This window comes from Frigoribacterium sp. Leaf164 (assembly GCF_001423665.1).
In the GTDB taxonomy this organism is placed as follows: Bacteria; Actinomycetota; Actinomycetes; order Actinomycetales; family Microbacteriaceae; genus Frigoribacterium; species Frigoribacterium endophyticum.
The window spans coordinates 137,721-151,661 of the sequence record NZ_LMOX01000001.1 but is presented as its reverse complement, the minus strand read 5'-3'; the positions used below and the strand labels follow the sequence as shown (position 1 = coordinate 151,661).

Here is a 13,941-nt window from a genome sequence, read left to right as displayed (position 1 = left end):
CGCCCTGCGCCTCCTACTTCCTGTTCGCGACCAGAGCGACCGCGTACGCCGGGTACCACTGCCCCGCCGGCGGGCCGCCGTTGCAGGGCCCGTCGCTCGCTCCCGGCGTCTTGACCCAGAGCAGGGCGTCGAGCCCGGTGGTGCCGCCCGTCACGCGCGGGGTCTGGCCGAGGCCCGCCCCGGGGGCGTTGCACCAGGTGCCCTTCCAGCCCCGCCCGTTGCGCGACACGTCGATGACGTAGTGGGTGCCGCCGAGCGCCGCCGACACCTTGTCGGCGTAGGCCCGCTCCGGGTCGACGCCGTAGTAGTTCGCGACGTTCGTGAAGAAGCCCCGGGCGCGGTCGACGCCCGCCGCCTTCAGCCGGGCGGCCATCTCGGTGGGCGGGACCCAGTTCGAGTTGCCGCCGTCGAGGTAGGCGGGCACGCCCGCGTCGGCCAGGGCCCCGACGGCGGCGGCGAGTGTCGCGGTCCGGGTCGTGGTCGTCTCGGGGCAGGAGCCGAGGTGGCCGAGCGAGTCGGGCTCGACGAGCACGACGGCGCGGTGGCCACGGAGGGTGTCGGCGACGAGCTGGTTCCAGCGCAGGTAGGCGGCGTCGTCGACCGCCCCGCCGCCCGACCAGCCGCCGCAGTCGCGACCGGGGATCTCGTACGTGACGAAGACGGGCGTGCGCCCCTTCGCCTCGGCGGCGGCGAGCGTGCGCTGCACGACCTTGACGAGCATGGCGTCGTCGTACCAGCTGCCGAGCCAGGTGGCGATCGACTGGTCGGCGATCGTCCGGGCCGCGGCGGCCTCCGTGGCGCGGCCTGCAGCCTGCAGCTGCGAGGCCGCCGTCGCGGCGGCGCCGGTCGGGTCGACGTAGAGGCCGCCGCGGTAGACGGTGCCGGCCGAGGCCGTGCGGATGGTGGCGGTGGTGACGGTCGCGGACGACGCTGCGGTCGCCGCGGACGCGGGGTCGGCGGGGGAGGCGGTGGGCACGGCGACGAGGCCGGTCGCGAGCGCGACGGCGGCCCCGAGCACCACGCCCCGGCGGGCGAGGGAGGTCACGGGGTGGGTTCCGTTCGGTGGGGAGGGCGGCGGGGCGGAGCACCCGTCGACCAGGCGACGGACGCGGGTGACGCCGACCTGGTGCCGTCAGTGCAGCACGGGCCCCCGTGCGCCTCAAGCCCCCGTGCGGTGCCGGCGCCGCCCGTCTTCGGGGGTGGGGGCACGCCCGTCGTCCCCCCTCCGGCCGACCCGGCCCGCGCCTCCTGGGGGCTCGCCGTCGGAGCCGTGGGAGTCGCGGGCGCGGTGGCTGCGCATCTCCCGACCCCGGGCTGGCAGCGGGCCTCCCGCTCCCTGGGTGCGGGCCACGAGCCGGCACGACGCCCGCCCCGGGCCCTGGTGGACGTCGGTGGTCAGGCGTACCGTCGCTCGCGTGACACGACCCACGACGACGACCGTCGGCGAGCTGCGAGCCTCCGGGCACCGGCTGCGACCGCTCCGCACCGAGATCCGCGACAACCTGCTCTCCGCCCTGCGCGAGGGCCGAGACCCCTGGCCCGGGCTGCACGGGCTCGAGACCACCGTGCTGCCCCAGCTCGAGCGGGCGCTGCTCGCCGGGCACGACGTGGTGCTGCTCGGCGAGCGGGGCCAGGGCAAGACGCGCCTGCTGCGCACCCTGGCGGGCCTGCTCGACGAGTGGTCGCCGGTGATCGAGGGCTCCGAGCTCGGCGAGCACCCGTTCGAGCCGATCACGACCGAGAGCGTCCGCCGGGCGGCCGAGCTCGGCGACGACCTGCCGGTCGCCTGGCGCGGGCGCGACGAGCGCTACGTCGAGAAGCTCGCGACGCCCGACACGAGCGTCGCCGACCTCATCGGCGACGTCGACCCGATGAAGGTGGCCGAGGGCCGAAGCCTGGGCGACCCCGAGACGATCCACTTCGGGCTCATCCCCCGCGGCCACCGCGGCATCGTCGCCGTCAACGAGCTCCCCGACCTGGCCGAGCGCATCCAGGTCGCGATGCTCAACGTGATGGAGGAGCGCGACATCCAGATCCGCGGCTACGTGCTGCGGCTCCCGCTCGACGTGCTCGTGGTCGCGAGCGCGAACCCGGAGGACTACACGAACCGCGGCCGCATCATCACGCCCCTGAAAGACCGGTTCGGGGCCGAGATCCGCACCCACTACCCGATCGAGCTCGACGACGAGATCGCGGTGATCCGGCAGGAGGCCGACCTCGTGGCGGAGGTGCCCGACGTGCTCGTCGAGGTGCTCGCCCGCTTCACGCGCGCCCTCCGCGACTCGCCCTCCGTCGACCAGCGCAGCGGCGTCAGCGCTCGCTTCGCGATCGCCGGGGCCGAGACGATCGCCGCGGCCGCGCTGCACCGCGCGACGCGCCAGGGCGAGCCCGAGGCCGTGGCCAGGCCGATCGACCTCGAGACGGCCGTCGACGTGCTCGGCGGCAAGATCGAGTTCGAGTCGGGCGAGGAGGGGCGAGAAGACGAGATCCTCGACCACCTGCTGCGGACGGCCACGGCGGAGGCCGTGCGCGCGCACCTGCGGGGCGTCGACCTCGACCTGCTGGTCGACGCGCTCGAGGCGGGCCGCATGGTCACGACCGGCGAGCAGGTGACGGCGCGCGACTTCCTCGCCGGGCTGCCCTCGCTCGGCGAGTCCGACCTCTACGACCGGGTCGCGGAGCGTCTCGGCGCCACCAGCGACGGGCAGCGTGCGGGGGCCATCGAGCTCGCGCTCGAGGGCCTCTGGCTGGCCCGCCGGGTCAGCAAAGAGGCGGGCGACGGGCAGGCCGTCTATGGCTAGGGCGAACAGGAGGCTCGGGCGCGGCTCGAGCTACCGGAGGTTCGACGGCGGGCCCGACCCCCTGGCCCCGCCGGTCGACCTGCGCGAGGCCCTCGACGCGGTCGGCGAGGACGTCATGGCGGGGCGGTCGCCCGAGGCGGCGCTGCGCGAGTTCCTGCGCCGCGGCGGCAGCGACGGTCGCGGTCTCGACGACCTCGCCCGCCGCGTCGCCGAGCGACGCCGGGAGCTGACGCGGGGCACCGACCTCGACGGCACGCTGCGCGAGGTCGCGGCGCTGCTCGAGCGGGCGGTGCTCGACGAGCGCCGCCAGCTCGCGCGCGACGTCGAGCTCGACGACGGCGACCGTGCGCTGGCCGAGCTGCAGCTCGACAGCCTGCCCCCGTCGCCCGCCGCCGCCGTCGCAGAGCTGGCGGGCTACCGCTGGCAGAGCCGGCAGGCCCAGGCCGACTACGACGCCATCCGCGACCTGCTCGGCCGTGAGCTGCTCGACCAGCGCTTCGCCGGCATGAAGCAGGCGCTCGAGGGCGCCACCGACGCCGACCGTGCCGCGACGACGCAGATGCTCGCCGACCTCACCGACCTCCTCGAGGCCCACCGGCGGGGCGACGACGTCGCGCAGCAGTTCGACGACTTCATGGCCGCGCACGGCGACGCGTTCCCCGAGGGGCCCGAGACCGTCGACGAGCTGATCGACGCCCTCGCGGCGCGGGCGGCCGCGGCGCAGCGGCTGCGCAACTCGCTGACCCCCGAGCAGCGCGACGAGCTCGACGCGCTCGCCCAGCAGGCCTTCGGCTCCCCCGAGCTGATGGGTCAGCTGTCGCAGCTCGACGACGTGCTCCGCGGGCTGCGCCCCGGAGAGGACTGGGGCGGCTCGGAGCAGTTTGGCGGCGGCGAGGGCATGGGCCTGGGCGACGGCACCGGCGTCTTCCAGGATCTCGCCGACCTCGACGCCCTCGCCGAGCAGCTGGCGCAGTCGGGCCCCGGCTCCCAGCTCGACGACCTCGACCTCGACGCCCTCACCCGGCAGCTGGGGCAGGAGGCGGTGGTCGACGCGCGGGCCCTCCAGCGCCTCGAGCAGGCCCTGCGCGACTCGGGCACGATGTCCCGAGCCGCCGACGGCCGCCTGCGCCTCACGCCCAAGGCGATGCGCCAGCTGGGCAAGGCGCTGCTGCGCGACATCGCCGAGACGGTCTCCGGCCGACGAGGCGCGCGTGACGTCCGCCGGGCGGGCGCGGCCGGCGAGCGGTCGGGCGCGACGCGGGAGTGGGCGTTCGGCGACACCGAGCCCTGGGACGTCACCCGGACGGTCACCAACGCCGTGACGCGCGTGGCGGGCGGCGGCGGGTCCACCCGTGACGGCGTGCGCATCGAGATCGGCGACGTCGAGGTGCAGGAGACCGAGGCCCGGACGCAGGCGTGCGTCGCCCTCCTGGTCGACACCTCGTTCTCGATGGCGATGGACGACCGCTGGGTGCCGATGAAGCGGACGGCGCTGGCGCTGCACACGCTGGTCACCAGCCGGTTCCGCGGCGACGACCTGCAGCTGATCGGCTTCGGCCGCGAGGCGCGGACGATGGAGATCGAGGAGCTCGTGGGCCTCGACGCGAAGTGGGAGAAGGGCACGAACCTCCACCACGCGCTGCTGCTCGCGAACCGCCACTTCCGGAAGCACCCCTCCGCGCAGCCCGTGCTGCTCATCGTCACCGACGGCGAGCCGACCTCCCACCTGGAGGCCGACGGCGCCACCTGGTTCGACTACCCGCCGGCGCCGCTGACGATCGCCGTCACCGTGCGCGAGCTCGACGCCTCGATGCGCCTCGGCGCGCAGACGACGATCTTCCGCCTCGGCGACGACCCCGGCCTCGCCCGGTTCGTCGACGCCATGGCACGCCGGGTCGGCGGCACGGTCGTCGCGCCGGAGGCCGACGACCTCGGCGCCGCGGTGGTCGAGTCGTACCTCGACGGGCGGCAGCCGGGCCCCGGCCGCGCGGCCTGAGCCGCACCGGGTCGCTAGAACAGCGGCCAGGGAACGGCGGAGCCGTGGCCGCGGGGCTCGGGGAAGCGACCGGACGACAGCAGGTGCTCGCACCGGGCGATCGTCGCGCTGACCTCGAGCGGGGTGACGTGCTCGGCCAGCGCCTCCCCGAGGGCTCCGTTGAGGTCGGCCCGCACGCGCGCGAGCCCCTCGAGCTCGTCGGGGGCGAGCTCGTCGCCGAGCCAGCCCCAGAGCACGGTGCGGAGCTTGTGCTCGACGTGGAAGGTGAGGCCGTGGTCGACGCCGTGCCGGTGCCCGCCGGGCAGGGCCAGCACGTGGCCGCCCTTGCGGTCGGCGTTGTTGACGACGACGTCGAACACGGCCATGCGCCGCAGCGCCGCGGAGTCCTCGTGGACGAGCGTCACCGGCAGGTCGCGCTCGTCGGTGCCGTCGATGACGGGCAGCCAGCCCTCCTCGGGCACCTCGTCGCTCGAGACGAGGTCGACCGCGGACTGCTCGGGGTCGACCTCCTGCCAGAGCTGCACCATGCCCGGGCCGAGCGGCCCGTCGCGCAGCCACGTGGTCGGCACGACGCCCCAGCCGAACGCCTCGCTGACGAGGAAGGCGGAGACCTCGCGGCCCGCCAGGGTGCCGTCGGGGAAGTCCCACAGGGGGGCCTCGCCCGCGACCGGCTTGTAGACGACGGCCGTGCCGTCGATCGTGCCGACGAAGGTGTCGTTCGAGGCGATGCGCACGCGGCCGGTCAGCTCGAGGTCGCCCGACGGGACGGGCCCCGACGGGACGGGAGCACCGGCCACGGGCGCGCCAGCTGCGGGAGCACCGGGCACGGGCACCTCCGGCTCGCGGGCCACGGTCACGGCCTACGGCCGACCGTCGGGCCGGTCGCCGTCGAAGAGGTCGTCGAGGTCGTCGGGCCCGATCTCGCCGAGGCCGGGGGCGGCCGGGCAGACGTGGCCCTCGGGGTCGATCGGCGTGCCGCAGAGCGGGCAGAGGGGGCGTCCGGCGCCGACGACCTCGTGGGTCCGGGCGGCGAAGGCGCGGGCGGTGCCGACGGGGATGCGCACGCGCAGCAGCTCGGGGGCCTCCACCTCGATCTCGACCGCGGCCTCGTCGTCGTCCGCCTCGACCGCGGCGAGGGCCGCCGAGAAGGCCTCCGACTCGTCGTCGTCGAGCTCGACCACGGGGAAGGCCTCGATGACGACCTGGGCCGTGGTCGGGTCCCAGCCGAGGCTGAGCGCGCCGGTGCGGAACTCCGGCTCGACGGGCTGCTCGAGCGGCTCGTTGTCGACGAGCTCGACGGGGGTGACGGTGGGGATCGTCAGCGACGTGCCCTCCCGCGAGCTCAGCTCGTCGAGGATCTCGTCGATCTTCTCCGCGAGGGCCGCGGACTGCTGCTTCTCGAGGCCGACGCTGACGAGCCGGGCACCGTCGCGCACCTGGAGGTAGAACTCGCGCTGACCGGGCTGACCGATCGTGCCGACGACGATCCGGTCGGGCCAGTCGAATCCGTGGACGATGGTGGGCATGCCGCCCATCCTACGAGCGGCGGGCCGGCCCGGCCCAGGCTGCGTGCAGGGCGGGAGTCGCGGTGCCGGCGGGCGGGCCGGCCACCTCGTCGACGGTGCCGGTCGTCACTCGTGCCCCGCGCCTCCCCCGACGGCGGCGTCCGCCGCGGGCGCCGCCGCGCGCAGCCACGAGAGGTCGCCCGAGTCGGTGTTGGTCGCGAGGACCTCGGGGCGGCTCGTGCCGTACCGGACGATCGAGACCGACGCCGGGCCGACCGCGATGCGCTGGAAGAGGTCGAGGTGCATGCCGAGCGCGTCGGCGAGCACCGACTTGACGATGTCGCCGTGGCTGACCGCGACCCACACGGCGCCCGGGCCGTGCTCCGCCTCGACGGCGGCGTCGTGGCGACGGATCGCCGCCACCGCCCTGGCCTGCATGCCCGCCATGGACTCTCCGCCGGGGAAGGTCACGGCCGAGGGCTGCCCCTGCACGGTCGCCCAGAGCGGCTCGGCGCTGAGCTCCTTCAGGGTGCGGCCCTGCCAGTCGCCGTAGTCGCACTCGGAGATGCCCTCCTCGACCGGGGTCGTCGGGCTGCCCTCCTGCCGGTCGAGGACGTACCCGGCGGTCTCGCGGCAGCGCTCGAGCGGGCTCGAGACGACGGAGACGACCGGCACGACGGCGAGCCGCTCGCCGGTGCGGACGGCCTGCTGGCGCCCGACGACGTCGAGCAGGACGCCCGGGGTGCGCCCGGCGAGGACTCCGCTCGCGTTGGCGGTGGTGCGCCCGTGACGGACGAGGATGACGGTGGCCATGCCCCGAGCCTAGACACCGGCCGCCGGGGGCCTACTCGCGGGGCCCCTCGCGGCGGCGCAGGGCGACGTCCTCGGCGTCGATGAGCTCGAGCACCTGGCGCACCGCGGTCTCCGGGTAGCGGCGCTCCCGTCGCACCGCGAGCACGGCGGCCCGCTCGGCCTCGATCATGCGACGTCGCACCCGGTCGTGCTCGAGCCGCTCGCCCGTGAGGTCGGTGAGGTCGTCGGACTCGTCGCGGCCGGCCGCCCCGACGGCCGGCTCGCCCTGCTCGTCGACCCGCGACTCCTTCGCCTCCCGCCGGGCCTCGAGGCCCGCGGCCCGGGCCTCGTCGAGGAGGCGGTCGCGGTCGGACTCCTCCTGCAGGTCGGCGGTGCGGGGCAGGCGGAGCGCCCGGATGATCGGCGGGAGGAAGAGGCCGAGCAGCAGCGAGCCGACGACGACCGCGAAGGCGAGGAACTGCAGCAGCTCGCGCTCGGGCGTCTCGGCGGGCAGGAGGAAGACGGCGGCGAGCGTGACGACCCCGCGGATGCCGGCGGCCGAGACGGCGGTGACCGTGCGCCAGTTCCACGAGCGCTCGCGCAGCGCCCGCGGCCCGTGGTCGAACAGCACCTTCGCGAGGCCGACGGCGATGAAGCGCGACGCCACCAGGACGACGAGGAGGGCGACGACGACCCCGGCGATCTGCAGCCCGTCGAGGCTCGAGCGGCGGAGGCCGCGCACGATGCCCGACAGGCTGAGCCCGATGAGCAGGAAGACCGCGTTCTCGAGCAGGAACTGGATCGTGCGCCAGTTGACCGACTCGGCGATGCGAGCCTCGGGCGACTGGATGAGCGGGGCCCGCCAGCCGAGCCAGAGCCCGGCCACGACGACGGCGAGCACGCCGCTGCCGCCGATCTCCTGCGTCGGCACGAAGGCGACGAAGGGCACGACGAGCGACAGGCTCGTGTCGAGCACCGGCGAGTGGAGGAAGCGGCGGACGACCGAGAACCCGAGGCCGACCAGCAGGCCGATGCCCACGCCGAGGCCCACCGCGAGGAGGAACTCGCCGCCCACCTCGATCGGGTGCACGACGCCGACGACGGCCGCGATGGCCGTGTTGAGGGCGACGAGCGCGGTCGCGTCGTTGAGGAGGCTCTCGGTCTCGAGGATGGAGAGAACGCGTCGGGGCAGGCGGGCCTTGCCGGCGACGGCCTGGACGGCGACCGCGTCGGTCGGGGCGACCACGGCGCCGAGCGCCAGCGCCGCCGCGAGGCCCACCGCGGGCACGAGGGCCCAGAGCGCGAAGCCGACGGCGGCGAGGGTGACCACGACGACCCCGACCGAGAGCACGAGGATGCTGTCGCGCCGGGCCCGGATGTCGGCGAGGGGCGTGCGGATCGCGGCCGCGAAGAGCAGCGGCGGCAGCAGCCCGTAGAGCACGGCGTCGGGCTCGATCACCACCTCGGGCACGAACGGCAGGAACGACGCGACGGCGCCGACCGTGACGAGCGCGACCGGGGCCGACCAGCCGGCCCGACCCGCGACTCCGCTCGTGGCGACGGTGACGAGCACCGCCGCGACCACCCACGCGATCGTCTCGGGGATCACCGCGTCGCCCTCGCCCCTCGTGTCGTCACCGGTGCACGGTACCGGCTCGGGGCCCGCGCCGCGACCAGCGTCGCCGCGGCCCCACCGCGCTGCTGCGGCAGTGCGCCCACAGGCGCCGCCGACGTGCGAGGGTGGGGCCATGGACCTGGTCGTGTCGCGTGCGCTCACGATCCCCGCGGCGGAGCTGACCTGGCGCTTCTCGCGGTCGTCGGGGCCGGGCGGGCAGCACGTGAACACGTCCGACAGCCGAGTGCAGCTGTCGTGGGACGTCGCCCACGCCGACAGCCTGACGGAGGCGCAGCGCGAGCGCCTGACGTCGCGTCTCGACGGGCGCCTGGTCGCCGGCGCCCTGACCGTCACGTCGTCCGAGCAGCGGTCGCAGCTGCGCAACCGCGAGACGGCGCTCGCGAAGCTCGCCGAGATCGTCGCCGCGGCGCTCGCCCCCGACGCCGCGCCGCGACGACCGACGCGACGCACGCGCGGCTCCGACCGCCGTCGGCTCAGCGCCAAGGGCGAGCGCTCGGCCACCAAGCAGCAGCGCCGACGCCCCACCGACGACTAGCAGCCGCTCGGGCCGTGAGGCACCAGGTCGTCGCACGCGAACCACGCCGCGGCCTGGTTCCGGTGCGAGGACGTGGTTCGTCGTCGCCGAGGCGACGTGGTGCGGAGGGCGTGGGATTCGAACCCACGAGACATCTCTGCCCACTTGTTTTCAAGACAAGCTCCATCGGCCGCTCGGACAGCCCTCCCGGTGCGCGACGGGCGAGCCCGCGCGACCGTGGCCGAGTCTAACCGAGGAGGCGCGGGCGACACGGGCGGGATCGGCCAGCCCGCGAGGCGGTCGCCCCCTCGACCCCGACCCCGGCCCGACTGCGTCGACCCGCCCCCGTCGACCGCGCCTACAGCGTGGCGAGCGCCACGGCGAGCCCGTCGTCGACGTCGGAGCCGGTGCGCTCGTTCGCGACGGCGAAGACGTCGTCGGGCGCCTGGCCCATCGCGCAGCCGCGCCCCTGGGCCGAGGCCCAGCGCAGCATGTCGATGTCGTTGCGGCCGTCGCCGGCGGCGAAGACGCGCTCGCGCGGGATGCCCAGCCACTCGCGCACCCGCTCGAGGGCCGTCGCCTTCGTCACGCCGTCGGGCGCGATGTCGAGCCAGGCCGTCCAGCCGACGTTGTAGTTCACCTTCGAGAGGCCCATCCGCTCGACGACCTCGAGGAAGTCGTCGGTGCCGTGGTCGGGCGAGACGACGACCACCCGGGTCGCCGGGCGGTCGAAGAGCTGCTCGAACTCGACCTTCTCGGCGTTGCCGCTCGACTCGACGGTCGGGAACGAGCCGCAGTAGCGCAGCACCCCGTCGCGGTCCTCGACGGCGTAGCCGCCCTCCTGGATCTCGCCGCGGATCGTGGTGAGCACGTCGGTCGGGTCGAACTCCTCGACGTGCACCTGCTGGTAGCCGGTGGGCGCCGACTCGTCGCGCCCGAGCGTGATCGCCCCGTTCGCGGTGACGACGTAGTCGGAGACGAGGCCGAGGCGGTCCATCACCGGCAGCGTCGTCGAGACCGAGCGGCCCGTGGCGATCATCACCGCGTGGCCGGCCTCGCGCAGGCGACGGATCTGGTCGGCGACGCCGTCGCTGATCGTGCCGTCCTCCTGCATGATGGTGCCGTCGACGTCGAGGGCGACGAGCCAGCGCTCACCGTCGACCACGCCCGCGGCGGCGGCCGAGGCCGCGACGTCGGTCGGGCTGCCCACGCCGGTCACGCGACCGGCTCGATGACCTCGAGGCCGCCGAGCCACGGGCGGAGCGCCTCGGGCACGACCACCGAGCGGTCGGCCCGCTGGTGCGTCTCGAGGATCGCCACCAGCCAGCGCGTCGTCGCCAGGGTGCCGTTCAGGGTCGCCACGGGGGCCGTCTTGCCGCTCTCGGTGCGGTAGCGGGTGTCGAGCCGGCGCGCCTGGAAGGTGGTGCAGTTCGACGTGCTGCTGAGCTCGCGGTACGTGCCCTGCGTCGGCACCCAGGCCTCGATGTCGAACTTGCGGGCGGCGCTCGAACCGAGGTCACCGGCCGCGACGTCGATGACGCGGTAGTTGAGGCCGAGCGACTGCATCATCGTCTCCTGGAACGCGACGAGCCGGTCGTGCTCGGCGGTGGCCTGGTCGGGGTGCACGTAGCTGAACATCTCGAGCTTGTTGAACTGGTGCACGCGGAGGATGCCGCGGTTGTCCTTGCCGGCGGCCCCGGCCTCGCGGCGGTAGCAGGTCGACCAGCCCGCGTAGCGGATCGGCCCGGCCTCGACGTCGAGGATCTCGTCGGCGTGGTAGCCGGCGAGCGCGACCTCGCTCGTGCCGGTGAGGTAGAGGTCGTCGGCCGGCAGGTGGTAGACCTCGTCGCTGTGCGAGCCGAGGAAGCCCGTGCCGGCCATGATCTCGGGGCGCACCAGCGTGGGCGTGATCAGCGGGGTGAAGTCGTTCTTCACCGCGAGGTCGAGCGCCATGTTCATCAGCGCGAGCTCGAGCCGCGCGCCGATGCCGCGGAGGAAGTAGAAGCGCGAGCCCGACACCTTGGTGCCGCGCTTGATGTCGATCGCGCCGAGCACCTCGCCCAGGTCGGCGTGGTCGAGCGGCTCGAAGTCGAAGGCGGGGCGGGTGCCGACCTCGCGGAGGGTGACGAAGTTCTCCTCGCCGCCGGCGGGCACGCCCTCGATCACCGGGTTGCCGAGCGAGCGGATCGCCCGGTCGAACGCGGCGTCGGCCTCGGTCGACGCGGCCTGGGCCTCCTTCACGCGGGCGGCGAGCGCCTGCGCCTCGGCGACGAGCGCGGCCTTCTCCTCCTTCGGGGCCTTCGCGACGGTCTTGCCGAAGGCGTTCTGCTCGGCGCGCAGCGCCTCGAAGGCCGAGATCGCGGCACGGCGGGAGGAGTCGGCGGCCACGGCGTCGTCGACCAGCGACTCGGAGTCGCCGCGGGCGCGCTGGCTGGCCTTGAGGAGGTCGGGGGCGTCTCGGAGCAGCTGGGGATCGATCACGCGACCATCCTAAGGAGTGCGTGTGGACGTCAGCCCCCGTCCCTCCCCGGAGTCGCGGGTCGGCCCGTTCTCCCGGCGACCTGCCCCGAGACCGGTCGCGGGGGCTCCCCGACCAATACGCTCGGCGCATGACCCCCTCCCCCTCCTCCTCGCCCGCCGAGCCCGGCTCGACGCCCGCGGCCGAGACGACCCAGAAGACGGCCGCGCTGGTCTACAACCCGATCAAGGTCGACATCGAGGCCGTCAAGGAGTCGATCGCCCGCCACGAGCGCGAGGCCGGCTGGGGCGAGACCCGCTTCTACGAGACCAGCAAGGAGGACCCGGGCGGAGAGGTCACCGCACAGGCCCTCGCCGACGGCGCCGACATGGTGATCGCCGCGGGCGGCGACGGCACCGTCCGGGCCGTGGCCGAGGCCCTGCGGGGCACGGGCGCCTCGATCGGCCTGCTGCCGTCGGGCACGGGCAACCTCCTCGCCCGCAACCTCGACCTGTCGCTCGACAACCTCGACGACTCCATCGCCACCGCCTTCCAGGGCCGCGACCGCGACATCGACCTCGGGGTGGTCGACATCGAGCGCGAGGACGGCCAGCGCGAGACGTTCGCCTTCGTCGTCATGGCCGGGGTCGGCCTCGACGCCAAGATGCTCGCGAACACCAACGACGACCTGAAGGCGCGCGTCGGTTGGCTCGCCTACGTCGACGCCATCATCCGTGCCCTGCGCGACAACAACAAGATCGACGTGCGCTACGAGCTCGACGGGGGCGGCCGCAAGTCGATGCGCGCCCACACGGTCATCGTCGGCAACTGCGGCCTCCTGCCGGCGAACATCATGCTGCTGCCCGACGCCGCGATCGACGACGGCCAGTTCGACATCGTCGCGCTGCGCCCCGAGGGCTTCTTCGGCTGGTTCCAGATCTGGTTCAAGATCGTGTGGGAGAACGGCGTGCTGCGTCGCACCCAGGTCGGCCGCCGCATCCTCGCCGCCAACAGCCGTGAGGTGCGCACCCTGCGCTACATGAAGGGCCGGAAGCTCGTGGTGCGGCTCGAGTCGCCGCAGGACTTCGAGATCGACGGCGACTCCGTCGGCAAGGCCGTGGCCCTCCGCGCGGTCGTCGACGAGGGCGCGCTGACCGTGCGCGTGCCCGCCGACAGCTAGGCACCGGCAGGCCGGGCCGGGCCGGGCCGGGCCGGGCCGGGGCCGGGGCCGGCTCGCGAGCTAGAGCGACCCGGCCACCAGGCCCCGGAGCCAGTCGCGGGCGTCGACGAACGCGTCGTCGTCGTTGCGCGGCGACACCTCGACCGGCCGGCCGTCGGCTCGGGGGTACGAGCCGAGGAAGATGACGTTCGGGCTGAAGCGCTTGAGGCCGAGCAGCGCGTCGGCGACGCGCTCGTCGAGCACGTGACCCTCGAGGTCGACGACGAACCGGTACCGCCCGAGGGCGTCCCCGATCGGTCGTGACTGGATCAGGCTGAGGTTGATGCCCCGCGTCGCGAACTGCTCGAGCATGTCGACCAGCGCGCCCGCGCCGTCCTCGGGCAGCTCGACGATGAGGCTCGTCTTGTCGGCCCCGGTCGCCGGGGGCACCGGCACCGTGCGGCTGACCAGCACGAACCGCGTGACGGCGTTCCGGTTGTCGCCGATCTCGGTCGCCAGCACGTCCAGGTCGTGGTGCTCGGTGATCGTGGGCGGCGCGACGGCGGCGTCGGCGCGCCCCGCCCCCGCCGGCGCGGCGAGCAGGTCGGCGGCCGCCGCGACGTTCGACGTCGCGGGCAGGTGGCCGTGGCCGGGCAGCGTCGCCTCGAGCCACAGGTGCGTCTGGGCGTAGGCGACGGGGTGGGCGTTGACCACGCGCACCTGGTCGAGGGTCGTGCCGGGGCGCGCCACGAGCACGAAGTCGACCTGCACGAGGTACTCGCCGACGATGCGGAGGCCCGGAACTGTCGCGAGGGCGTCCTGCGTCGCCGAGACGCCGCCCTCGACGCTGTTCTCGATCGCGATCATCGCGGCCGTGCTGCGGCCCGAGACGACGTCGGCGAGGGCCTCGCCGACGTTGTTGACGCTGTGCCACACGGCGCCCGCGGCCTCCGGCACCTGCTTGAGCGCCGCCTCCGTGAAGGTGCCGGCCGGGCCGAGGTAGCTGTAGGTCGGCGGGGAGGCGGGGGTCGACATGACCGAGAGCCTACTGAGGGCCGTCGACGAGGCGCGACGCAGGTC

General features: G+C 74.7%; 12 protein-coding genes and 1 tRNA gene. 4 read left to right on the top strand and 9 right to left on the bottom strand.

All coding sequences use genetic code 11. From position 1 onward, the window contains the following. Positions 1 to 13 precede the first annotated feature (13 nt). Entirely contained in the window at positions 14 to 1,045 is a 1,032-nt protein-coding gene (locus ASF82_RS00675; RefSeq protein ID WP_056052088.1) for a glycoside hydrolase family 6 protein, read from the bottom strand. A 370-nt stretch (positions 1,046 to 1,415) separates the two neighbouring features. Between ASF82_RS00675 and ASF82_RS00670 the strand changes: the two genes are divergently transcribed. Together ASF82_RS00670 and ASF82_RS00665 are read left to right on the top strand one after the other, a co-directional pair. Beyond that, positions 1,416 to 2,801 (top strand): AAA family ATPase, encoded by a 1,386-nt coding sequence (locus ASF82_RS00670; RefSeq protein ID WP_056052084.1) that lies wholly within the window; start codon positions 1,416 to 1,418, stop codon positions 2,799 to 2,801. Continuing rightward, the gene (locus ASF82_RS00665) at positions 2,794 to 4,797 is read left to right on the top strand and encodes a VWA domain-containing protein (protein WP_056052082.1); all 2,004 of its coding nucleotides are present in this window, start codon (positions 2,794 to 2,796) and stop codon (positions 4,795 to 4,797) included. Before ASF82_RS00670 ends, ASF82_RS00665 begins: the two co-directional genes overlap by 8 nt. A gap of 14 nt (positions 4,798 to 4,811) precedes the next feature. Here the strand turns inward: ASF82_RS00665 and ASF82_RS00660 are convergent, their stop codons facing one another. The 4 genes from ASF82_RS00660 to ASF82_RS00645 all read right to left on the bottom strand — a co-directional run bounded on the left by ASF82_RS00660 (position 4,812) and on the right by ASF82_RS00645 (position 8,703). Beyond that, on the bottom strand, positions 4,812 to 5,594 hold the full coding sequence (locus ASF82_RS00660; RefSeq protein WP_056052079.1) for an SCO1664 family protein: 783 nt from the start codon (positions 5,592 to 5,594) through the stop codon (positions 4,812 to 4,814). Positions 5,595 to 5,657: 63 nt separating this feature from the next. Further along, positions 5,658 to 6,323, bottom strand: a complete 666-nt coding sequence (locus tag ASF82_RS00655; RefSeq protein WP_082514402.1) for a DUF3090 domain-containing protein — start codon at positions 6,321 to 6,323, stop codon at positions 5,658 to 5,660. Between the two features lie 105 nt (positions 6,324 to 6,428). Then, positions 6,429 to 7,115, bottom strand: a complete 687-nt coding sequence (locus ASF82_RS00650) for an MSMEG_4193 family putative phosphomutase (protein ID WP_056052076.1) — start codon at positions 7,113 to 7,115, stop codon at positions 6,429 to 6,431. 31 nt (positions 7,116 to 7,146) lie between these two features. Further along, positions 7,147 to 8,703, bottom strand: a complete 1,557-nt coding sequence (locus ASF82_RS00645; protein WP_056052072.1) for a sodium:proton antiporter — start codon at positions 8,701 to 8,703, stop codon at positions 7,147 to 7,149. A gap of 139 nt (positions 8,704 to 8,842) precedes the next feature. Here ASF82_RS00645 and arfB point away from each other — a divergent pair, with 139 nt between their 5' ends. Next, positions 8,843 to 9,265, top strand: a complete 423-nt coding sequence (gene arfB, locus ASF82_RS00640) for an alternative ribosome rescue aminoacyl-tRNA hydrolase ArfB (RefSeq protein ID WP_056052070.1) — start codon at positions 8,843 to 8,845, stop codon at positions 9,263 to 9,265. 102 nt (positions 9,266 to 9,367) lie between these two features. Here arfB and ASF82_RS00635 read toward each other — a convergent pair. The 3 genes from ASF82_RS00635 to serS all read right to left on the bottom strand — a co-directional run bounded on the left by ASF82_RS00635 (position 9,368) and on the right by serS (position 11,725). Then, a tRNA-Ser gene (locus ASF82_RS00635) sits at positions 9,368 to 9,452 on the bottom strand. A gap of 150 nt (positions 9,453 to 9,602) precedes the next feature. Beyond that, the gene (locus ASF82_RS00630; protein WP_235491118.1) at positions 9,603 to 10,454 is read right to left on the bottom strand and encodes an HAD family hydrolase; all 852 of its coding nucleotides are present in this window, start codon (positions 10,452 to 10,454) and stop codon (positions 9,603 to 9,605) included. Positions 10,455 to 10,459: 5 nt separating this feature from the next. Continuing rightward, positions 10,460 to 11,725: a serine--tRNA ligase gene (gene serS, locus ASF82_RS00625; RefSeq protein ID WP_056052067.1), complete on the bottom strand. Its 1,266-nt coding sequence runs from the start codon at positions 11,723 to 11,725 to the stop codon at positions 10,460 to 10,462. A 128-nt stretch (positions 11,726 to 11,853) separates the two neighbouring features. Between serS and ASF82_RS00620 the strand changes: the two genes are divergently transcribed. Next, positions 11,854 to 12,882, top strand: a complete 1,029-nt coding sequence (locus ASF82_RS00620; protein WP_082514135.1) for a diacylglycerol kinase family protein — start codon at positions 11,854 to 11,856, stop codon at positions 12,880 to 12,882. Between the two features lie 60 nt (positions 12,883 to 12,942). Here ASF82_RS00620 and pheA read toward each other — a convergent pair whose 3' ends face one another. Beyond that, positions 12,943 to 13,896 (bottom strand): prephenate dehydratase, encoded by a 954-nt coding sequence (pheA, locus tag ASF82_RS00615; RefSeq protein WP_056052064.1) that lies wholly within the window; start codon positions 13,894 to 13,896, stop codon positions 12,943 to 12,945. Positions 13,897 to 13,941 lie beyond the last annotated feature (45 nt).